Below are 15,770 nucleotides of genomic sequence, written 5' to 3'. Positions count from 1 at the left end.
CATGGGTGGGCGATGAGGGGGCCGGTGCGACCGCGTCACCTCGTCGTGCGGGTGAGCACCCCCAACGGGTCGGCCAGCAGGTCGGAGAAGCCGAGTTCGGCGGCGCCGACCAGGGTGGCGTCGTCTCCCAGCGCCGAGGTGCGCAGTCTCACGCGTTCGCGGGCGACGGGCAGCACGTTGGCGGCGATGCGGGCGCGCACCTGGGCCGCCGCCCCCGGGTACATGTCGCGCAGCATGCCGCCGAAGACGACCATGCCGGGGTTGAAGAGGTTGATGAGGTTGGCCACCCCGATGCCGAGCCAGTCGCCGACCTGGTGCAGCGCCTCCTGGGCTGCGGGATCGCCGCGGTCGGCGTCGTCCACCACGGCTCGTACGGCGTCGCGGCCGAATTGGTCGGCGGGCCGGCCCGCGGCGTCGAGGAGCGCCCGCTCGCCGACCTCCGCCTCCAGGCAACCATGTGAGCCGCACCCGCAGGGGCGCCCGTTGTACGGGTTCACCACCATGTGCCCCAGCTCGCACCCGTAGCCGCCGTCGCCGTCCAGCAACTTGCCGCCCACGATGATGCCGCCGCCCACGCCGACGTCCCCGTGGAGATAGATCAGGTTCTGGAAGCCGGCGCCCGCTCCGCGTTGCTGTTCGGCCAGCGCGCCGAGGTGTGCCTCGTTGCCCACGGACACGGGCAGGCCGAGGCCCAGCCGGCGGCCGAGCTCGGTGCCGAACGCCTGGTCCACCCAGCCCATGTCGGGTCCGAAGCGCACCATGCCGTCGCCGGGCCGGATCATGCCGCAGTAGGACGCGCCGACGCCGACGCAAACGGAGTCCGGAGGGGCCGTACGGTGCAGCTGGCGGCCGAACCGGGCGAGCACCTCGACCACGCGGTCGAGGTCGGCTCCGGCGCGCGGGCGGACGGCTTCCCTGCGGTCCAGCATGATCCCGCCGAGCGCGACGCGGGCGGCGACCAGCCGGTCCACGGCGACGTCGAAGGCGAGCACGTAGACCTGGCCGGAGTCGGGGCGGACCACCAGCGACGGCCGTCCCGCCCGGCCGGTGTCGGCGGGGAGCTCTTCGCGGACCAGGCCCGCTGTGGCGAGCTCGGTGGTCAGCGCCATGATGGTGCTGCGGTTCAGTCTCATCCGCTCGGCCAGCGCCGTGCGGGAGACCGCGCCGCCCAGGTGCACGTGTCGGAGCAGCTTGCCGGCGTTGTGCCGGTGGATCTCCTCCTGGGCCAACCTGACCTCCGGGATCGTCCCGTTTCCTCAGTATCTGATCTGGACGATACTCCGGACAACGCCTCCCGTGATCCGGCCGTCCTGGCGCCCTTCAGGCACGTATGGGATGGGTACGCGGCGAGATATACGAACGATCGGTCGTTAATGTAGTCTGGGTACTATGACGAAGGACGGCCGGCGGCTGCGCGGACTGCGCAGCCGTGAGGTGATCTTGGCGCAGGCGGTGGGCCTGGCCTCCGTCGAAGGGCTGGACGGGCTCTCCCTGGGGCGGCTGGCGACGGCCACCGGCATCAGCAAGTCCGGGTTCTTCGCCCACTGGCCGGGCAAGGAGCACCTGCAGCTCGACGCCGTCGACTGGGCGGCCCGACAGTGGACCGAGCACGTGGTGGCGCCCGCCCTGCGGGCTCCGGCGGGCGTGCGGCGGCTGTTCGCGCTGCACGAGGCGCGCCTGAAGTTCTACGAGGACGGCGTGCTGCCCGGCGGGTGCTTCTTCTTCACCGTGCAGGTCGAGTTCGACGACCGTCCCGGTCCGGTGCGCGACCGCGTCGCCCGGGCCATGGGCGAGTGGCAGGAGTTCCTCCGGCGGCAGGTGGCGGAGGCGATCGCGCTGGGCGAGCTGGCCGAGGGTGTGGACCCGGCCCAGCTCGCCTACGAGATCGACGCGCTCGGCGAGATGGTCGTCATCCACTCCCGCCTGTACGAGGGCCGGGAATCCCTGGTCCGCGCCCGCCGCGCCGTCCTGCAGCGCCTGCGTGCCCTCTGCCCCGACCCCGAGCTTCTCCCGGAGGATCGACCATGATGGAAGCCGGTGTGCACGAGCCCGTCCAGGTGCACTTCGATGATCTCGACGCCATGGGCCTGTTGCACAACTCCCGCTATGCCCTGCTGGTCGAGCGGGCGATCGGCGCCTACTGGCAGCGGCTCGGCTGGGCCCCTGACCCCGGCCGGTCGGCGTTCAAGGACGTGTTCCTCGCCGTCCGCGAGTTCAAGGTGACCTACCACGCGCCCGTCGCCGGGGCGGGGGACCTGCTGGTGCACTTCTGGATGGACCGCATGGGGAGCACCAGCGGCGTGTACGGCTTCCGCGTGTTGTCGGCCGATCGTGCGGTGGTGCACGCCGACGGTTACCGCGTCAACGTCAACCTGGACCCGGCCACGCTGAGACCGACGCCGTTCAGTGCCGAGTTGCGTGCGGCCGCCGGCCCTCTCCTCCGCGCGTCCGTGCCGTGCTGAGGTCGGGCTGACTCTCCGGCCGGCACGCCCACCCACACCCGCGAGCAGCGGGTGGGCCTCGGGCGTCACGCGCAGGTGTATCCGGACGGCAGCGCGGTGTTGCCGTCCGGGCGGCTCACCTGGAAGCCGACGCCGCCGGTGGCGGCCCCGGGGGCGAGGGTGCCGTTGTGGCCGGCGTTCCTGATGGTCACGGTCTGCCCGCTGACGGTGGTGGTGCCGTTCCACGAGCCGGTCAGCGTGTGCCCGGCCGGCAGGGTGAAGGTGACCGTCCAGCCGGTGATCGTCGCGGTGCCGGTGTTGGTGACGGTGAGCGGCTGGATGACGTACCCGGTGCCCCACTGGGTCTGGACGGTGGCCTCGGCCGTGCAACCTCCGGTGGACGTGCCGGGCCGGGTGGTGATCTGGGCGGTGTTCGAGACCGGCGAGGTGTTGCCCGCGGCGTCCCGGGCCCTGACCTGGTAGCGGTAGGTGGTGTCGGGGGTCAGGCCCGTGTCGTTGTACGAGGTCGTGGCCGAGGTGCCGACCTGGGCGAACGTGCCGCCGCTCGCGCCCTGGGCGCGCAGGATGTCGTAGCCGGAGACGCCTTCGTCGTCCGTGGAGGCCGTCCAGGCCAGGCTCGTGCCGGTGGACGTCGTTCCTGAGGCCGCCAGTCCGGCCGGAGCCGTCGGCGGCGAGGTGTCGCCACCGCCGCCCGTCGTGGTGAACGTGACCGACGGCGAGTTGCCGGACAGGTTGCCCGCGCCGTCACGCGCCCGTACGTACACCTGGTATTCGGTGTTCGCGGTCAGGCCGGTGAGGGTGATCGAGTTGGTCGTCGCCTGGCCGAGTTGCGGGTCGGTGGCGCCCTGCTCCCGGTGGACGGTGTAGCCGGCCAGGCCGGAACCGCCCTGGTCGGTGGAGGCGGTCCAGGCCAGCCGGGCGCTGGTGGCGGTCACCCCGGACGCGGCCGGCGCGCCCGGCGTGCTCGGCGCGGTGGTGTCGCTGGAATCGTCGCCGAGGGTGGGTGTCTGCCAGTCCCGCCACTCGGCCAGGTTGCCCTGCGCCCTGGACGAGATCCTCATCGCGCCGGGTGCGTTGCCCGTCTTGAGGAGGAACTTCTGGATGTGCTGCTGCAGCGGGGTCCGCCATTCTGCCCGGTTGGCGCAGTGGCTGCCGTCCTGGACGTCGGACCAGTAGGTGATGTTGTCTCCGGCGCCGAGCGCTTTGTACACCTCCGCGCCGCCGAGGGCCGCCACGCTGGCCGACCTGGGACCCAGGTTGGTGATGTGGGGGTTGTCCATGATGAACAACCCGCGCGGGGCGATCATGGCCACTGCTTCGTGCGTGTCCACAGGCAGCCGGTTCGGGCTGCCGGTGAAGGAGCCGAACGCGTCGCCCAGCCACGGTTGCTCGCCGTACGCGCTGCTCAGGCTCTGGGCGCCCTCCCCTGGGATGCCGCGGAAGATGGGCACGCCGGCGCTGCCCGACTCGATCGGCATGGTCAACGCGATGCGCTGGTCGAACGCGCCGACCACGAAGGCGCCCTTGCCGAACCGCGAGCAGCCGGTGACGCCTGTGGCGTCCGCTCTGAGGATGCCGCCGCCCGACTGCTCGATGACGTCGATGATGCGGCTCACGCCCCAGGCCCAGGCGACCAGCAGCCCGGTGCTGCTCGACGAGCCGTAGACGCTGTAGAACGCGCCTTGCTTGTTGTTGCGCGGCGTGCCCTCCCTGCCGACCGCGTAGGGGTCGTAGTTGATGACCGCCGCCCCCGCGGCTCTGATGGCCGCCGTGTCGGCGCCGAACCCTCCCAGGACCACGACCGCGGGGAACGGCCCCGAACCGCTCGGCAGCGAGACGCTCGCCGAGAAGCCGGCGCTCCTGCCGTTGTGGTTGACGTTCACCGTGATGCCGGTGCTGGAGACCGTGCCCGTGACGCTCGGCGGCTTCGCGGGCTTCTCGCCGTAGACGAACCTCTCCGCCAGCTCCTTGATCTCCGCCCGCCGGCACCGCCAGTCGGACCTGGTGGTGATGCGCGTGCCGTCCAGCTTCCTGAAGGGGTCGGGAAGCCGGGAGTTGGACGGCAGCGATCCTTCGTCGGGCAGGCCGGTCACCGCGCAGTCGGCGCCTTCGTCCTCGACGCCGGCCGCGAAGGGCGCCGCCGGGGCCTCGGCGAGCGCCGCCCGGGTGCCGGCGAGCGTCGCGGGGGCCTTGGCCAGCGTCCCGGGGGATTCGGCGAGCGCCGCCGTTTCCGCTCCAGCGCCCCAGAGTGCCGCTGCCACCAGCACGGCGGCCGCTGTTCGGATCGTTGAGCGGCCCGAGCTCCTGATCACTGAGGCTCTCCTTCCGGGCGGGGGGTGCAGGCGACGATCGCCGATCGATCGACGGCACGGGCGTGTTCACCGCGCGTGCCAGCCGCTGATCAGTGTGAGAAGCGCGCCGAAATATGTCAATTAATCATAGAAATTTTCGGGACATGCGACGGCGTTGCCTCGGTGACCAGGCGCTACCGGTGGCAGGAGGATGAAAGTTACGGGAGTTGGGAGGGCTCACGCCCGGTCGTCGTCGTGCCCCGAAACTTTCGGAGCACGGCGTGCCCATGGTGGTGGTCGCGGGCCTTCACGGCGTCGCGCCGGCCTGTCGCGGGGTCGGGTGGCGGGGGAGTCCGGCCATGGCGACGTCGAGGGCACGGGTGATGTCCTCGACCAGGGCGGCGCCGTGCCGCCCGTTCTCGATGGCGGCTCGGCCGGCGCTCGCCAGCGCTCCGACCATGGCTCCGATGAGGGCGTGCGCGGTGATGTCGTCCAGCTCGGGGAACGCCTCCCTTAGCGCCTTCGCCCACTCGTGCTGGACGTCGAAGAGCCATCTCAGCGCGATCGCGCGCAGCGCCGGCACGGCGAAGATCAGATGCGTGCGGATCACGATCAGATCCTCGTCGGGATCGATGCTCCACCGCCCGGGCTCCAGCGCCACGGCGAAGGCCCGCCGCAGCAGGCTCTCCAGTGACTCTCCCGGGCGGGGCGCGGAGGTCAGCGCCCGTATGGCGTCGATCCGCTCGGGATAGTCGGCGAAGACGATGTCCTCTTTCGCGGGGAAGTGCTTGTAGAACGTGGCGGGCGACAGCTCGGCGGCCGCGCAGATGTCGGCCACGGTGGTCTGGTCGTATCCCCGCTCCGCGAACAGCCGCAGCCCCGTGTGGATCAGGGTCTGCCGCGTGCGCCGCCTCTTGCGCTCCCGCAAGCCGATCTGCTCCGCCATGGGCTCAGCATAGTAGGCAGGATATGAAGATATGCTCGCTCCAAAAGTAGAGACTCTACATCTTCCGCGCGGGGAGGCCGCCTCCAGGATCCACACCGCGCCCCGCGGAAACTCGCTCGACGCCGGGCCCGCGCGCTGCCTACTGTTGATCGCCCAAGAGCCCGAGAGCACCGTCACGGAAGGCGAACGATGAGGCGGAGGACTTCGCAGGAGAAGGCGCGGCCGGGCCGTGCCGAAGACCGCGTCCGGCGGGTCCGGCGGCGGATGGGGCGTCCGGCATGACGGGGTCCGGCGAGCCGCAGCACGCCCAGGAGCGCATCTGGGACGCGGAGGCCGCCCAGAGCTATGACACGCCGGGCACCGGCATGTTCGCATCCGAGGTGCTGGAGCCGACCGTGGACCGCCTCGCCGAGCTCGCGGGCGGCGGGCGGGCGCTCGAGTTCGCCATCGGGACCGGCCGCGTGGCCGTGCCGCTCGCCGAGCGTGGGGTGCCGGTCACCGGCATCGAGCTGTCCAGGCCGATGATCGAGCAGCTGCGTACGAAGGTGGACGAAGCGACGATCCCGGTGATCACCGGCGACATGGCGACCGCTTCGGCCCCCGGGCCGTACTCTCTCGTCTACCTCGTCTTCAACACGATCTCCAACCTGCTCACCCAGGCCGAACAGGTCGCGTGCTTCCGCAACGCCGCCCGCCATCTCGAGCCCGGCGGCCGGTTCGTGATCGAGTTGTGGGTGCCCGAGCTGCGCAAGCTGCCACCGGGCCAGCAGGCGACGGTCATCACCGCCGACCCCGGCTACATCGGCTTGGACACCTACGACGTGCTGCGCCAGCTGGTCGTGTCGCACCACTTCACGTTCGACGAGAGCAAGCAGGCCAAGCTGTTCCGCAGCCCGCACCGCTACATCTGGCCGGCCGAGCTCGATCTCATGGCGCAGCTGGCCGGGTTCGAGCTGGAGACCAGGCACGCCGACTGGGCCGGAGCCGACTTCACCGCGGAGTCACGCTCTCACGTGTCCGTCTACCGCCTCCCGCAGGACCGGTAGGGCCTGCAGGGGAGTTGAGCAGAGGGGTCCGGGGCAAGCCCCATCCCGATCCCCCGGGCCCGCTGCTGATCGAGGCCGCCCAGGCCGGCGATCGCGAGTCGATCACTGCCGTGGTCGACGGTGCCCATTCTCACGTGCGACGTTTCGCGCAGCACCTCTGCGCGAACCCGCAGGATGCGGAGGACGCCGCGCAGGAAGCGCTGATCACCCTCTATCGCAGGATCGGCTCGCTGCGCGCCACCGGGGCGCTGGCATCGTGGATGTTCAGGATCGTCCGGAACGAATGCCTGCGCCGTGCCCGGCTGCTTCTCGACCGCTATGACGAGGCCGGTGCCGGCCTGGCGACGTCGGCCGAGGACGAGGTCATCCGGCGGCTGGAGGCCGAGCTCGTCGCACAAGCGATCAGGGAGCTGCCGGACCTTCAGCGCAGAGTACTGATCATGCGGGATGTCCTCGGTTATCCGGGGCGACGGGTCGCGGAGACGCTCGGCTTGAGCAACGCCGCGATGAAGTCCCAGCTGCACCGGGCCCGAAGCAGGGTCCGGCACAGCCTGGGCGGCAGGACCGACGCCGGCGGCGGTTCGCCCGACGGCGGAGCCACCGGCGCCTGACCTGAGCACACCGTATTTCCGCAGCCCCGAGTACGAAGGAGAGTTCCGCCATGCTGGAAACCGGATCGCCCGCGCCCGACGTAGTGCTGGAACACACCGACGGCAGGACCGTCCGCCTGTCCGACCACCGAGGCCATCGTGCCGTGCTGATCTATTTCATGCGGGCGACGTCGTGCCCGGTCTGCAACAGGCACGTCCAGGACCTCGTCCGGCGCCGTGACGAGTTCGCGGCCGGCGACGTCCAGGTGCTGGTCGCGGTTCCCGAGGACCGCCGGGCGGCGGCCGCGTGGAAGGCCAGGCGCCGGGTGCCGTTCCCCGTCCTCGTCGGCCGCCACGCCTCCCCGCACCAGGTGATGGGCCTGAGCAGGAGGGTTTTCGGCTCGCTGCAGCAGTCGGGCAGCATCCTCATTGACGCCCAGGGCGTCGTCCGCCACGCCCACGGCGCCACCATGCCCACCGGCGCCTACCAGGGGAAGGAGATCACCGCCGCCGTCCAGGCCCTCCGCACCCGTGAATGATCCGTGATGAATCCGAAAGCCTGCGACTATTATCGGTCCCGGTGGCGATGATCTCCATCACACCCCCATTGTGGGCGGGAATGTCGCGGCCGGCTCAACCCGCAGGTCATCACCGCTAACTTGACGTTAACCACGTGTTTCGCAGAGGCGGAAATTCGTGGGCCGGTGGTTCTGCAGGTGGACAAGGAGCGGCGGGCGGCAGATATTGGAGCAGGAGGTTTTCATGGATGTGCGCCTTGACCATCTCGTCTGCTGGGTTGCCGACCAGCGCAGGTCCCTGCATTTCTACGAGCAGGTGCTCGGGCTGCCCGGGGTGCGGACGGAGGAGTTTCGCGATGGAAAGGCGGCCTTTCCCAGCGTGCGGATCTCGGCTGAGACGATCCTCGATCTCATCGCGTACGACGCCTTAAAAGGGGTGGACGAGCACACCGGCGTGAAGGGCAGCGCCGGCCACCCGATCAATCATTTCTGCCTGTCGGTGGGCCGCGAGGATTTCGACGCCCTCCAGGTCCGGTTGAAACAGCACGGAGTGGAGATCTCCGGCACCGCGACCAACACCTTCGGGGCCCGGGGCATCGCTCCCGAGGCGATTTACTTTCCTGACCCCGATGGCAACGTGCTGGAAGTCCGCTATTACGATTGATCGTTCCGGGGAGGCGGCCGGCAGGGTGCGTCCACCGGGGCCCCGGGAAGTGTCGGCCGCGTCTGGTACACAGGCCGCATGGGTGTGAGCGTCGACGAGTTCCTCGAGTTGCTGAACGAGCTGCCCGAGGTCCGGATGAGCCATGGCGGCGAGTGGATCGGGCTCAAGGTGCGTGACAAGGGCTTCGGCTACCTGTGGGAGGCGACCGAGACCGTCGGGCTCAAGGCCACGATCGAGGAGCAGATCGCCCTCGTGGCCGAGCGGCCCGAGGTGTTCGAGGTGCAGTTCACGGCCGGGCGGTTCGGCTGGGTGGTGGTCCACCTCGACAGGATCGACTCCGACGAGCTGTTCGAGCTGGTGGCCGAGGCCTGGTGCCTGACCGCGCCGAAGCAGCTGGTGGCCGATTTCGAAGCCACCCACCAGATCGGGCAACAGGTGCAGCCTGGGTAATCTCGGGCAGCGTGACCCGTGTGAACATGCGGCTGCGGGAGTGGCGCGACGACGACGCCCCGGCCGTGCTGCGCGCCTTCCAGTCTCCCGATCTGCGGCACCAGGCGCCGTGGCCCGTCGTCACCCTCCAGGACGCCATGGGCTGGATCGCCGCCTGGCCGGGGGCTGGTCATGCCTTCGCCGTGACGGTCGGCGAGCAGGTCGTGGGCAACGTCGCGGTCGCCGGGATCGACGCCCACGACAACGGATGGGTGTCCTACTGGGTCGTGCCGGCGTACAGACGGCGGGGCATCGCGGCGGCGGCCACCGACGAGCTGGCCCGGTGGGCGTTCGGCGAGCGTGGCCTCCACCGGCTGGAGCTGGGGCACCGCACGGACAATCCGGCGTCGTGCCGGGTCGCCACCAAGGCGGGCTTCCGCCCCGAGGGGATCGAGCGGGGCAAGCTCTGCTACGACGGCGTGCGCTACGACGTCGAGCGCCACGCCCGGCTCGCCACCGACCGCTGAGCTTCGACACGATCGTGCGCTCGAATCCGGCGTGGGTGGCCACGGGCCGAAACAAGGTCTTGCGACTGGTCAAACGTTCGTTTAGCCTCACACGTACCAACAGCGGATTTCGACGATGTGGCCTGCCGAGCAGGATGCTCGAGCCACCCGCATCAGAGTCGGGCCCTCTCCCTTGGTAGGCGTCGCCCACGCGCCGCCGTTCGTCGCCGCCGGTCCCCGGCGCGCCGAGGGAGTGGTCATGTCCCTTCATGCTTCCGGTGCCGAGGTGCGAGAGCAGCTCGCCGACATGGGCACCACGTCGTTCGTCACCAAAGCGGTGTACGGCAACGCGGCGTCGTTGATGATCGCGACGCGCCCGCCCGGCTACCATTCCAAGCCGCACACCCACGACTGCGAGCAGCTGAACTGGCTGCAGGCCGGGCAGGTCTGGATATTCGTCGAGAACCGGGCGTTCCAGCTTGAAGCGGGTGACTTCTTGCGGATCCCGGCGGGCGCGGTGCACTGGGCCTGGAACAAGTTCGAGCAGCCCTGCACGATGGTGGAGGTCCACGCCCCCGGGCTCCAGGGCGACTCGACGCTCGCCGCGCATGCGGTCGGCCTGTTCGACGACGGCGAGACGTCCAGGCCCGTGGCCGAGCCGACCACCACATTCGTCGACTTCGACGCCGCCGAGATCGAGAAGCTGACGGAGCGGGCCCCATGACGGCCTCGCTAGCCGAGCGGTGGCACACTGCCGCTATGGGTGCGCGGACAAGCCTGATCGTGGTGGGATACGCCAGGGTGCCACGGACCTCCGCGGTTCACGGTGCCAGCGAGTTCCTGACGGTCAGCCTGCGCATCGACCGCGGGACCGGCGTGATCATCGAGGTCGACTCGACCGCCATCGCCGGCATGGTCCGCGACTGGGTGTCCGAACTCCTGGTGGGAGTGAACTTCGCCGACGACATCGGTCCCGTCTTGGCCGAGATCGACGCGCACTTCCTCAGCAACGCGGCCGGCTCGCTCAAGCAGGCGATCTCTGACGCGTGGCGGCGCTACGCGGCCTACCGGTCCAGCTGACCGCCCGGTGCATCCCACACCACGACCGTGCGTGTGGCTGAAGGAGCATGCATGTCACCGTCCAGGCTTCGTGCCGCGCTGCGCGATCGCCCACTTCTCGTACCTGGCTGTCACGACCCGCTGAGCGCCAGGATGGCCTCCTCCGCCGGTGCTCGGGCGGTCTTCATCTCCGGTGGCGCGGTCGGCCGCGCGCTGTTCGACCAGCCGATGATCCCGCGCTGGGGCGTGGACACCTACGTGTCCTACGTACGCCAGATCTGCCGGAGTTCACCCATCCCCGTGATCGTGGACGGCGAGGACGGCTTCGGCGATCCGATCGAGCTGTGTGCCGAGTTGTCGGCTGCCGGCGCCGGTGCGGTGGTGATCGGCGACTCGCGGCCCGATGGGACCCTGCTGCCCGCTACGGCCTTCGCGAATCTGATCGGCGAGACCCGCAGCCGCTTCGAGCTGCTGTTCGTGGCCAGGGCCGACGGGCTGGCACACGACCGCGCCGACACCGCGGATCGGCTCGGCCGCTATCAGGAGGCCGGCGCCGAGCTCACCATGCCCCTGCTGAACTCCGTCCTTCGAGCAGGGTCCGCCGACCGGTTGCTCGGCACCGTCACCGAGCTGGCCGCCGCCGCCCGGGGGGCGCTGGCCGTGCATTCCAGGCTCGGCCGCGAGCTGCCGCCGGCCGATCGACTACCGGGGGGAGTTGCCGCCGTACTCGTGACGGCGATCTCCGTACCGCCGTCTACAGACCATCTCAGACGGCTTCTGAATCAGCGCTGACGTCCGGCAGGACGTCAGCGGGCGGCGGGGACACTCGCTGGCCGCGCAGAAAGGTCGACCTCAATGACAACGCCCCCGATGGACATCCGGACCAGGACGATACGCAAGGTCATGTGGCGTTTCCTGCCACTGCTGGGAATCTGCTACTTCGCCCTCTACCTCGACCGGCTCAACGTCTCGGTCGCCGCGCTGACGATGAACGAGGAACTCGGCATCACTCCCGCCGTCTACGGGCTCGTCGCCGGTATCTTCTTCTGGACCTACTCCCTCTTCGAGATCCCGAGCAACTACATCGTCTCCCGGGTCGGGGTGCGGGTGTGGGTCTCCCGCATCATCATCAGTTGGGGCCTGGTGACGATGGCGACCGCGGCCGCCCAGAGCGAAATCAGTCTCATGCTGCTGCGCCTGCTGCTCGGCATCGCCGAGGCCGGCTTCTCCCCGGCCATGTTGTTCTTCGTCGCGTGCTGGTTCCCGCCGGCCCAGCGCGCGGCGGCCATCTCGCTGATGGTGGTCGCGGTCCCGCTGTCCGGGTTCGGGACGCCGATCTCCGCGCACATCATGACCGGCATGGAAGGCCTGCTCGGCTTGCCCGGCTGGCGGTGGATGTTCCTCGTCACAGGCTTGCCGCCCGTGATCCTCGGCTTCGTGTTCTACCTGGTGATCCGCAACCGGCCCGCGGACGCGACCTTCCTGGACCCAGACGATAAGGCCTGGCTCACCGCGGAGCTGGCCAAGGAGAGCGAGGGTCTCGGCGGGCACGCAGCACACCCGTTCAGGCGCGGCGTGCTCAACCCCCGCGTCGCGGTGCTGGTCGTCATTTACATCCTGTTCGCGTTCAGCCTGTTCGGATACCAGTTCTTCATCCCGCAAATCCTGCGCCAGTTCGGGCTGGACACCAACGCCATCGGCTGGGTGGCGGCCCTGCCGCCGGTCCTCGCCGTCGTCCCGATGGTGTGGTGGTCCCGGCATTCCGACCGCACGCAGGAGCGGATCCGGCACTTCGCGGCAGCCGCGGCCACGGCCAGCGTCGGGTTTCTGGCCGCCGGCCTGCTCATCGAGCAGCCGGTGCTCGCCATCGCCGGATTCTGCGTGGCCGGCGTCGGGCTCTACTGCTGCATCCCGATCCAGTTGTCCATCCCCTCCACCTTCCTGGCGGGCTCGGCTCTCGCCGCCGGCCTGGCCACCATCAACGGTCTCGGAAACATCGGCGGCTACATCGGCCCTCAGATCACGGGCATCATCCGCGAGGCGACCGGCGACTTCACGCTCGCCGTGCTGGTGCTGGGAGCCGGCATCCTGACTTCGTCCGCGCTCGCCCTGATGCTCGACCGGCGTATACGGCGTGCCGAAGCGGCCTCGGGGCGTGAGGCGGTGCTCGATGCCCGGTGATGGCCAGCCTCGGCGCCATCATCGACCCTTACTACCGTCGAGCCGTGACACGAAGGAGACCGGATGCCGAGCGGATCGCTGACAGGCAAGGTGGCGGTGGTCACCGGGGCGGCGAGCGGGATCGGCGCGGCAAGCGCGCGGCGGCTGTCCGCCGAAGGAGCGAACGTGGTCGTCGTGGACGTCGACGGCGAGGGAGCGAAACGGGTCGCCGCGGAGCTGCCGGCACCCGCGCTCGCTGTGGCGGCCGACGTGTCCCGGGAGGACGAGGTGGAGGGGTACGTCGCCGCCGCCGTCGAGGCATTCGGCCAGTTGCACCTGCATCACCTCAACGCCGGCATCGCCGGCAGCCTTGTGCCGCTCACCGAGGTCGGCGTCGAGGAGTTCGACCGCGTCGTCGCGGTCAACCTGCGCGGCCCTTTCCTCGGCGTACGCGCCGCCTTCCGCCAGTACGAACGGCAGGGCGGTGGCGGGGCCATCGTGGTCACCTCGTCGATCGCGGGGCTGCGCGCCAGCCACGATCTGCTGCCCTACCAGGCGTCCAAACATGGCGTGCTCGGCGTGGTCCGAGGCGCGGCCGTGTACGGCGGGCCGAAGGGGGTGCGGGTCAACGCGGTCGCTCCCGGTCTGGTGCCCACAGGCCCGGCCGCCGCGTCGCCCGCCGCCGAGGCCGACATGCTCCGGCGCGGGAGCACGGTGCCGCAACGGCGAACAGGGACGCCGGAGGAGGTCGCAGCGGTGGTGGCGTTCCTCCTCAGTGACGACGCCGGCTATGTCAACGGCGAAGTGCTCTCCGTCGATGGGGGAGCCGCCTGGGTGAGCACCGTTCGCGCCTCCGGCGGTGCGGGCGCGTGGGACCCGCATGCCATCGACGGTGGCTTATCGTGACTGACAACGTCGGGCGTGCTGACCGACAACGCCGGGCGTGCTGACCGACAACGCCGGGCGTGCTGACCGACGGCACCAGAAAGGCGGCTCGCGACGGACCGCTGAGCCGGTGCGAGCGTCATGTCGTTTCTCCTCGCTCGCTGAGCCGGTGATCGCCGTTGAGGCCGGTGGCGGGCCGCATGGAGTCTGGCCGGCCGCAGTGGCAGGGTGGCTGGGCGTGCCTGGCCACCGACCGGCGCGCTGATCTACCCTTTGCAAATGGACAGCGACGGTCTGGCGGCGGCCGGGCTGCTGGCGGCACTGAACCGGGCGTCGGAGATCCTCGCGGAGTTACGTCATCCCTTCGTCAGGAGCGAGCGCTTCTCCTACTTCTTCCCTCCCGCGGGCGCCAGGACCGGCGCCACCTTCACTCTCCCCGACGGCCGCGAGGTGCGGTTCGAGGTGTCCATCGCCGCCTCGGGCGGCGCCTTCCACGTGGCGGGCACGATCACGGCGGAGGGTGAGTCCCTGCTCGACCTGCCGCGCAAGAGCCTGCCCGGCGTCTCCGACGCTCTCGCCGTGCTCGACGACTATGCGGGGGAGGTGGCGGCTCCGGCGGGACGGCTGATCGACCAGCTCCTCGACGAAGTTGTCTGATTGTCAGACAGTCAGGCACAATGGCGGGCATGAGGAATGGACCGCTCGCCGTCGTCGGCGCCTCCGTGCTCTGGGGCACCGCGGGCACGGCCGGGCTGCTCGTCTCCGCCGACTCCGTGGCGCTGGCCGCCGCGCGGCTCGTCATCGGGGGCACGGCGCTCGCCCTCTACGCCGGAGCCGGCCTCAGGAGCGCGATCAGGCCAGGGCTCCTGCCGGCCGCCGCCGCGGCGGCCGCCTACCAGCTCTGCTTCTTCGCCTCGGTCGGCCGCACCGGTGTGGCCATCGGGACGGTGGTCGCGATCGGCAGCGGGCCCGTCTTCACCGGGCTGCTCTCCTGGCTCCTGCACGGCCGCAGGCCGAGCGGGCGGTGGACCCTGGCGACCACGGCGGCCATCTGCGGGTGCGCCGCGCTGATCGTCGGGGGCGGGGCGCAGGCGGGTGGGGAGGTGGTGTCGGGGGTGCTGTTCGCGCTGCTGGGCGGGCTGCTGTACGCCTTCTACACCGTCATGGCGGCCCGCGAGATCGGCCGGGGGGTCAGGCCGGACGCCGTGATGGGGGTGATGTTCGGCGGATCGGCGGTGATCATGCTGCCGTTCCTGGCGGCGAACGGGGTCGCCTGGCTGGGGGAGCCGCGCGGGATGGCCGCCGTGCTCTACCTCGGGCTCGGCACCACCGCCCTGTCCTACTTCCTGTACGGCCGGGGCCTGCGCACCACCCCCGTGGCCACGGCCGCCACGCTGGCGCTGGCCGAGCCGGCCGTCGCGGCGCTGCTCGGCCTGGTCGTGCTGGGTGAGCGGCTGGCCCCGGTGTCGGTCGCCGGGCTCGTCCTGCTGGCCCTGAGCCTCGTCGCGGTGGCCGTACCGGAACGAAGGCGGGAAAGGGCGTTAGAGTCGCAGCCGTGACGTTGCCGCTCAGACCCGTCTCCACCGTGGGCGCGCTCGCCGACGCCCTGCGCAGCAGGGTGCTCTCCGGCGAGATCGCGCCCGGCACCCCGCTGCCCGAGCAGGAGATCGCCGCCTCCTACGGCGTGGCCAGGCCGACCGTGCGGGAGGCGCTGGCGACGCTCGTGCACGAGGGCCTGCTCAGGCGCGAGCGCAACCGCAGCGCCTACGTCCCGGAAGTGACGCTCTCCGATCTCGACGATCTCATGTACGTCCGGCGGCCGCTGGAGGACCTGATGGCCCAGGCGGTGGCCGGGCGGCGGGTGCCGGAGGCCGACGCGGCCCTGCACCGGATGGCCGCACTCCCGGCCACGGCGCCGTGGTCGGAGAGCGTGGCCGAGCACATGGCGCTGCACGAGGCGCTGATCGAGGCGGTGGGGAGCCCTCGGCTCGAACGCCTCTACGGCGCCCTGGCCGCCGAGACCAGGCTCGGGCTGGTCCGGCTGCGCGAGGTCTACGAGGACAGGGAGGTGCTGGTGCGCGAGCACCGCGAGCTGCTCGACGCGATCGCCGAGGGGCCGCAGGACGCGGCGCGGGCGGCGGTGGCGGCGCATCTCGGCCACTCGTGGGGCGCCCGTCACCGCTGAGGCGTCTCGGGGCGGCGAAAGAGCGTGCC

Annotated in this window: 19 protein-coding genes; 16 read left to right on the top strand and 3 right to left on the bottom strand. The window is 70.7% G+C overall.

Annotation, left to right across the window (positions count from 1 at the left end):
* Positions 1-35: 35 nt before the first annotated feature.
* Positions 36-1,229, bottom strand: coding sequence for an ROK family transcriptional regulator (locus E1292_RS04770; RefSeq protein ID WP_181958188.1), 1,194 nt, complete (start codon positions 1,227-1,229; stop codon positions 36-38).
* A 160-nt stretch (positions 1,230-1,389) separates the two neighbouring features.
* On the opposite strand from E1292_RS04770, the gene E1292_RS04765 reads away from it, so the two are divergent.
* Both E1292_RS04765 and E1292_RS04760 read left to right on the top strand, forming a co-directional pair.
* Positions 1,390-2,028 carry a TetR/AcrR family transcriptional regulator gene (locus E1292_RS04765; protein WP_132592371.1) on the top strand — a complete coding sequence of 213 codons (639 nt, stop codon included), beginning with the start codon at positions 1,390-1,392 and terminating at the stop codon, positions 2,026-2,028.
* Positions 2,025-2,462 carry an acyl-CoA thioesterase gene (locus tag E1292_RS04760; RefSeq protein ID WP_132592369.1) on the top strand — a complete coding sequence of 146 codons (438 nt, stop codon included), beginning with the start codon at positions 2,025-2,027 and terminating at the stop codon, positions 2,460-2,462. Before E1292_RS04765 ends, E1292_RS04760 begins: the two co-directional genes overlap by 4 nt.
* Before the next feature lie 65 nt (positions 2,463-2,527).
* Here E1292_RS04760 and E1292_RS53455 read toward each other — a convergent pair whose 3' ends face one another.
* Positions 2,528-4,774, bottom strand: coding sequence for a fibronectin type III domain-containing protein (locus tag E1292_RS53455; RefSeq protein ID WP_246089929.1), 2,247 nt, complete (start codon positions 4,772-4,774; stop codon positions 2,528-2,530).
* A 286-nt stretch (positions 4,775-5,060) separates the two neighbouring features.
* Positions 5,061-5,699, bottom strand: a complete 639-nt coding sequence (locus tag E1292_RS50900) for a TetR/AcrR family transcriptional regulator (RefSeq protein WP_165974385.1) — start codon at positions 5,697-5,699, stop codon at positions 5,061-5,063.
* A gap of 278 nt (positions 5,700-5,977) precedes the next feature.
* Here E1292_RS50900 and E1292_RS04745 point away from each other — a divergent pair, with 278 nt between their 5' ends.
* The 14 genes from E1292_RS04745 (at position 5,978) to E1292_RS04680 (ending at position 15,741) form a co-directional block, all read left to right on the top strand.
* Positions 5,978-6,745: a class I SAM-dependent methyltransferase gene (locus E1292_RS04745; protein WP_132592365.1), complete on the top strand. Its 768-nt coding sequence runs from the start codon at positions 5,978-5,980 to the stop codon at positions 6,743-6,745.
* A gap of 14 nt (positions 6,746-6,759) precedes the next feature.
* Complete coding sequence (locus E1292_RS04740) at positions 6,760-7,356, top strand: RNA polymerase sigma factor (RefSeq protein WP_246089927.1); 597 nt, start codon at positions 6,760-6,762, stop codon at positions 7,354-7,356.
* A 50-nt stretch (positions 7,357-7,406) separates the two neighbouring features.
* A complete protein-coding gene (locus E1292_RS04735) occupies positions 7,407-7,874 on the top strand; it encodes a peroxiredoxin family protein (protein ID WP_132592363.1) in 468 nt (155 codons plus the stop codon).
* Between the two features lie 223 nt (positions 7,875-8,097).
* Positions 8,098-8,517 (top strand): VOC family protein, encoded by a 420-nt coding sequence (locus E1292_RS04730; RefSeq protein ID WP_132592361.1) that lies wholly within the window; start codon positions 8,098-8,100, stop codon positions 8,515-8,517.
* A gap of 78 nt (positions 8,518-8,595) precedes the next feature.
* Positions 8,596-8,967, top strand: a complete 372-nt coding sequence (locus E1292_RS04725) for an MmcQ/YjbR family DNA-binding protein (RefSeq protein ID WP_132592359.1) — start codon at positions 8,596-8,598, stop codon at positions 8,965-8,967.
* A gap of 11 nt (positions 8,968-8,978) precedes the next feature.
* Positions 8,979-9,473, top strand: coding sequence for a GNAT family N-acetyltransferase (locus tag E1292_RS04720; protein WP_246089926.1), 495 nt, complete (start codon positions 8,979-8,981; stop codon positions 9,471-9,473).
* 238 nt (positions 9,474-9,711) lie between these two features.
* A complete protein-coding gene (locus tag E1292_RS04715; protein ID WP_165974384.1) occupies positions 9,712-10,176 on the top strand; it encodes a cupin domain-containing protein in 465 nt (154 codons plus the stop codon).
* Positions 10,177-10,211: 35 nt separating this feature from the next.
* Entirely contained in the window at positions 10,212-10,532 is a 321-nt protein-coding gene (locus E1292_RS04710) for a DUF3870 domain-containing protein (RefSeq protein WP_165974383.1), read from the top strand.
* Between the two features lie 51 nt (positions 10,533-10,583).
* Positions 10,584-11,303, top strand: a complete 720-nt coding sequence (locus tag E1292_RS04705) for an isocitrate lyase/phosphoenolpyruvate mutase family protein (protein ID WP_132592353.1) — start codon at positions 10,584-10,586, stop codon at positions 11,301-11,303.
* Between the two features lie 63 nt (positions 11,304-11,366).
* Positions 11,367-12,692, top strand: coding sequence for an MFS transporter (locus tag E1292_RS04700; RefSeq protein WP_132592351.1), 1,326 nt, complete (start codon positions 11,367-11,369; stop codon positions 12,690-12,692).
* A gap of 63 nt (positions 12,693-12,755) precedes the next feature.
* Positions 12,756-13,577 (top strand): SDR family NAD(P)-dependent oxidoreductase, encoded by an 822-nt coding sequence (locus tag E1292_RS04695; RefSeq protein WP_132592349.1) that lies wholly within the window; start codon positions 12,756-12,758, stop codon positions 13,575-13,577.
* A 258-nt stretch (positions 13,578-13,835) separates the two neighbouring features.
* On the top strand, positions 13,836-14,213 hold the full coding sequence (locus tag E1292_RS04690) for a hypothetical protein (RefSeq protein WP_132592347.1): 378 nt from the start codon (positions 13,836-13,838) through the stop codon (positions 14,211-14,213).
* A gap of 29 nt (positions 14,214-14,242) precedes the next feature.
* The gene (locus tag E1292_RS04685; RefSeq protein WP_132592345.1) at positions 14,243-15,115 is read left to right on the top strand and encodes a DMT family transporter; all 873 of its coding nucleotides are present in this window, start codon (positions 14,243-14,245) and stop codon (positions 15,113-15,115) included.
* Positions 15,112-15,741: a GntR family transcriptional regulator gene (locus E1292_RS04680; protein ID WP_132592343.1), complete on the top strand. Its 630-nt coding sequence runs from the start codon at positions 15,112-15,114 to the stop codon at positions 15,739-15,741. Before E1292_RS04685 ends, E1292_RS04680 begins: the two co-directional genes overlap by 4 nt.
* Positions 15,742-15,770: the final 29 nt, after the last annotated feature.

This window comes from Nonomuraea deserti (assembly GCF_004348685.1).
Classification (GTDB): Bacteria; Actinomycetota; Actinomycetes; order Streptosporangiales; family Streptosporangiaceae; genus Nonomuraea; species Nonomuraea deserti.
The sequence above is the reverse complement of the archived record's forward strand: the minus strand, read 5'-3'. Positions and strand labels throughout refer to the sequence as shown.

What these genes read in the sequence shown, in the direction of transcription:
- E1292_RS04765 (WP_132592371.1), top strand. Translation starts at nt 1,390, where the DNA reads ATGACGAAGGACGGCCGGCGGCTGCGCGGACTGCGCAGCCGTGAGGTG.
- E1292_RS04760 (WP_132592369.1), top strand. Translation starts at nt 2,025, where the DNA reads ATGATGGAAGCCGGTGTGCACGAGCCCGTCCAGGTGCACTTCGATGAT.
- E1292_RS50900 (WP_165974385.1), bottom strand. Translation starts at nt 5,699, where the DNA reads ATGGCGGAGCAGATCGGCTTGCGGGAGCGCAAGAGGCGGCGCACGCGG.
- E1292_RS04745 (WP_132592365.1), top strand. Translation starts at nt 5,978, where the DNA reads ATGACGGGGTCCGGCGAGCCGCAGCACGCCCAGGAGCGCATCTGGGAC.
- E1292_RS04735 (WP_132592363.1), top strand. Translation starts at nt 7,407, where the DNA reads ATGCTGGAAACCGGATCGCCCGCGCCCGACGTAGTGCTGGAACACACC.
- E1292_RS04730 (WP_132592361.1), top strand. Translation starts at nt 8,098, where the DNA reads ATGGATGTGCGCCTTGACCATCTCGTCTGCTGGGTTGCCGACCAGCGC.
- E1292_RS04725 (WP_132592359.1), top strand. Translation starts at nt 8,596, where the DNA reads ATGGGTGTGAGCGTCGACGAGTTCCTCGAGTTGCTGAACGAGCTGCCC.
- E1292_RS04715 (WP_165974384.1), top strand. Translation starts at nt 9,712, where the DNA reads ATGTCCCTTCATGCTTCCGGTGCCGAGGTGCGAGAGCAGCTCGCCGAC.
- E1292_RS04710 (WP_165974383.1), top strand. Translation starts at nt 10,212, where the DNA reads ATGGGTGCGCGGACAAGCCTGATCGTGGTGGGATACGCCAGGGTGCCA.
- E1292_RS04705 (WP_132592353.1), top strand. Translation starts at nt 10,584, where the DNA reads ATGTCACCGTCCAGGCTTCGTGCCGCGCTGCGCGATCGCCCACTTCTC.
- E1292_RS04700 (WP_132592351.1), top strand. Translation starts at nt 11,367, where the DNA reads ATGACAACGCCCCCGATGGACATCCGGACCAGGACGATACGCAAGGTC.
- E1292_RS04695 (WP_132592349.1), top strand. Translation starts at nt 12,756, where the DNA reads ATGCCGAGCGGATCGCTGACAGGCAAGGTGGCGGTGGTCACCGGGGCG.
- E1292_RS04690 (WP_132592347.1), top strand. Translation starts at nt 13,836, where the DNA reads ATGGACAGCGACGGTCTGGCGGCGGCCGGGCTGCTGGCGGCACTGAAC.
- E1292_RS04685 (WP_132592345.1), top strand. Translation starts at nt 14,243, where the DNA reads ATGAGGAATGGACCGCTCGCCGTCGTCGGCGCCTCCGTGCTCTGGGGC.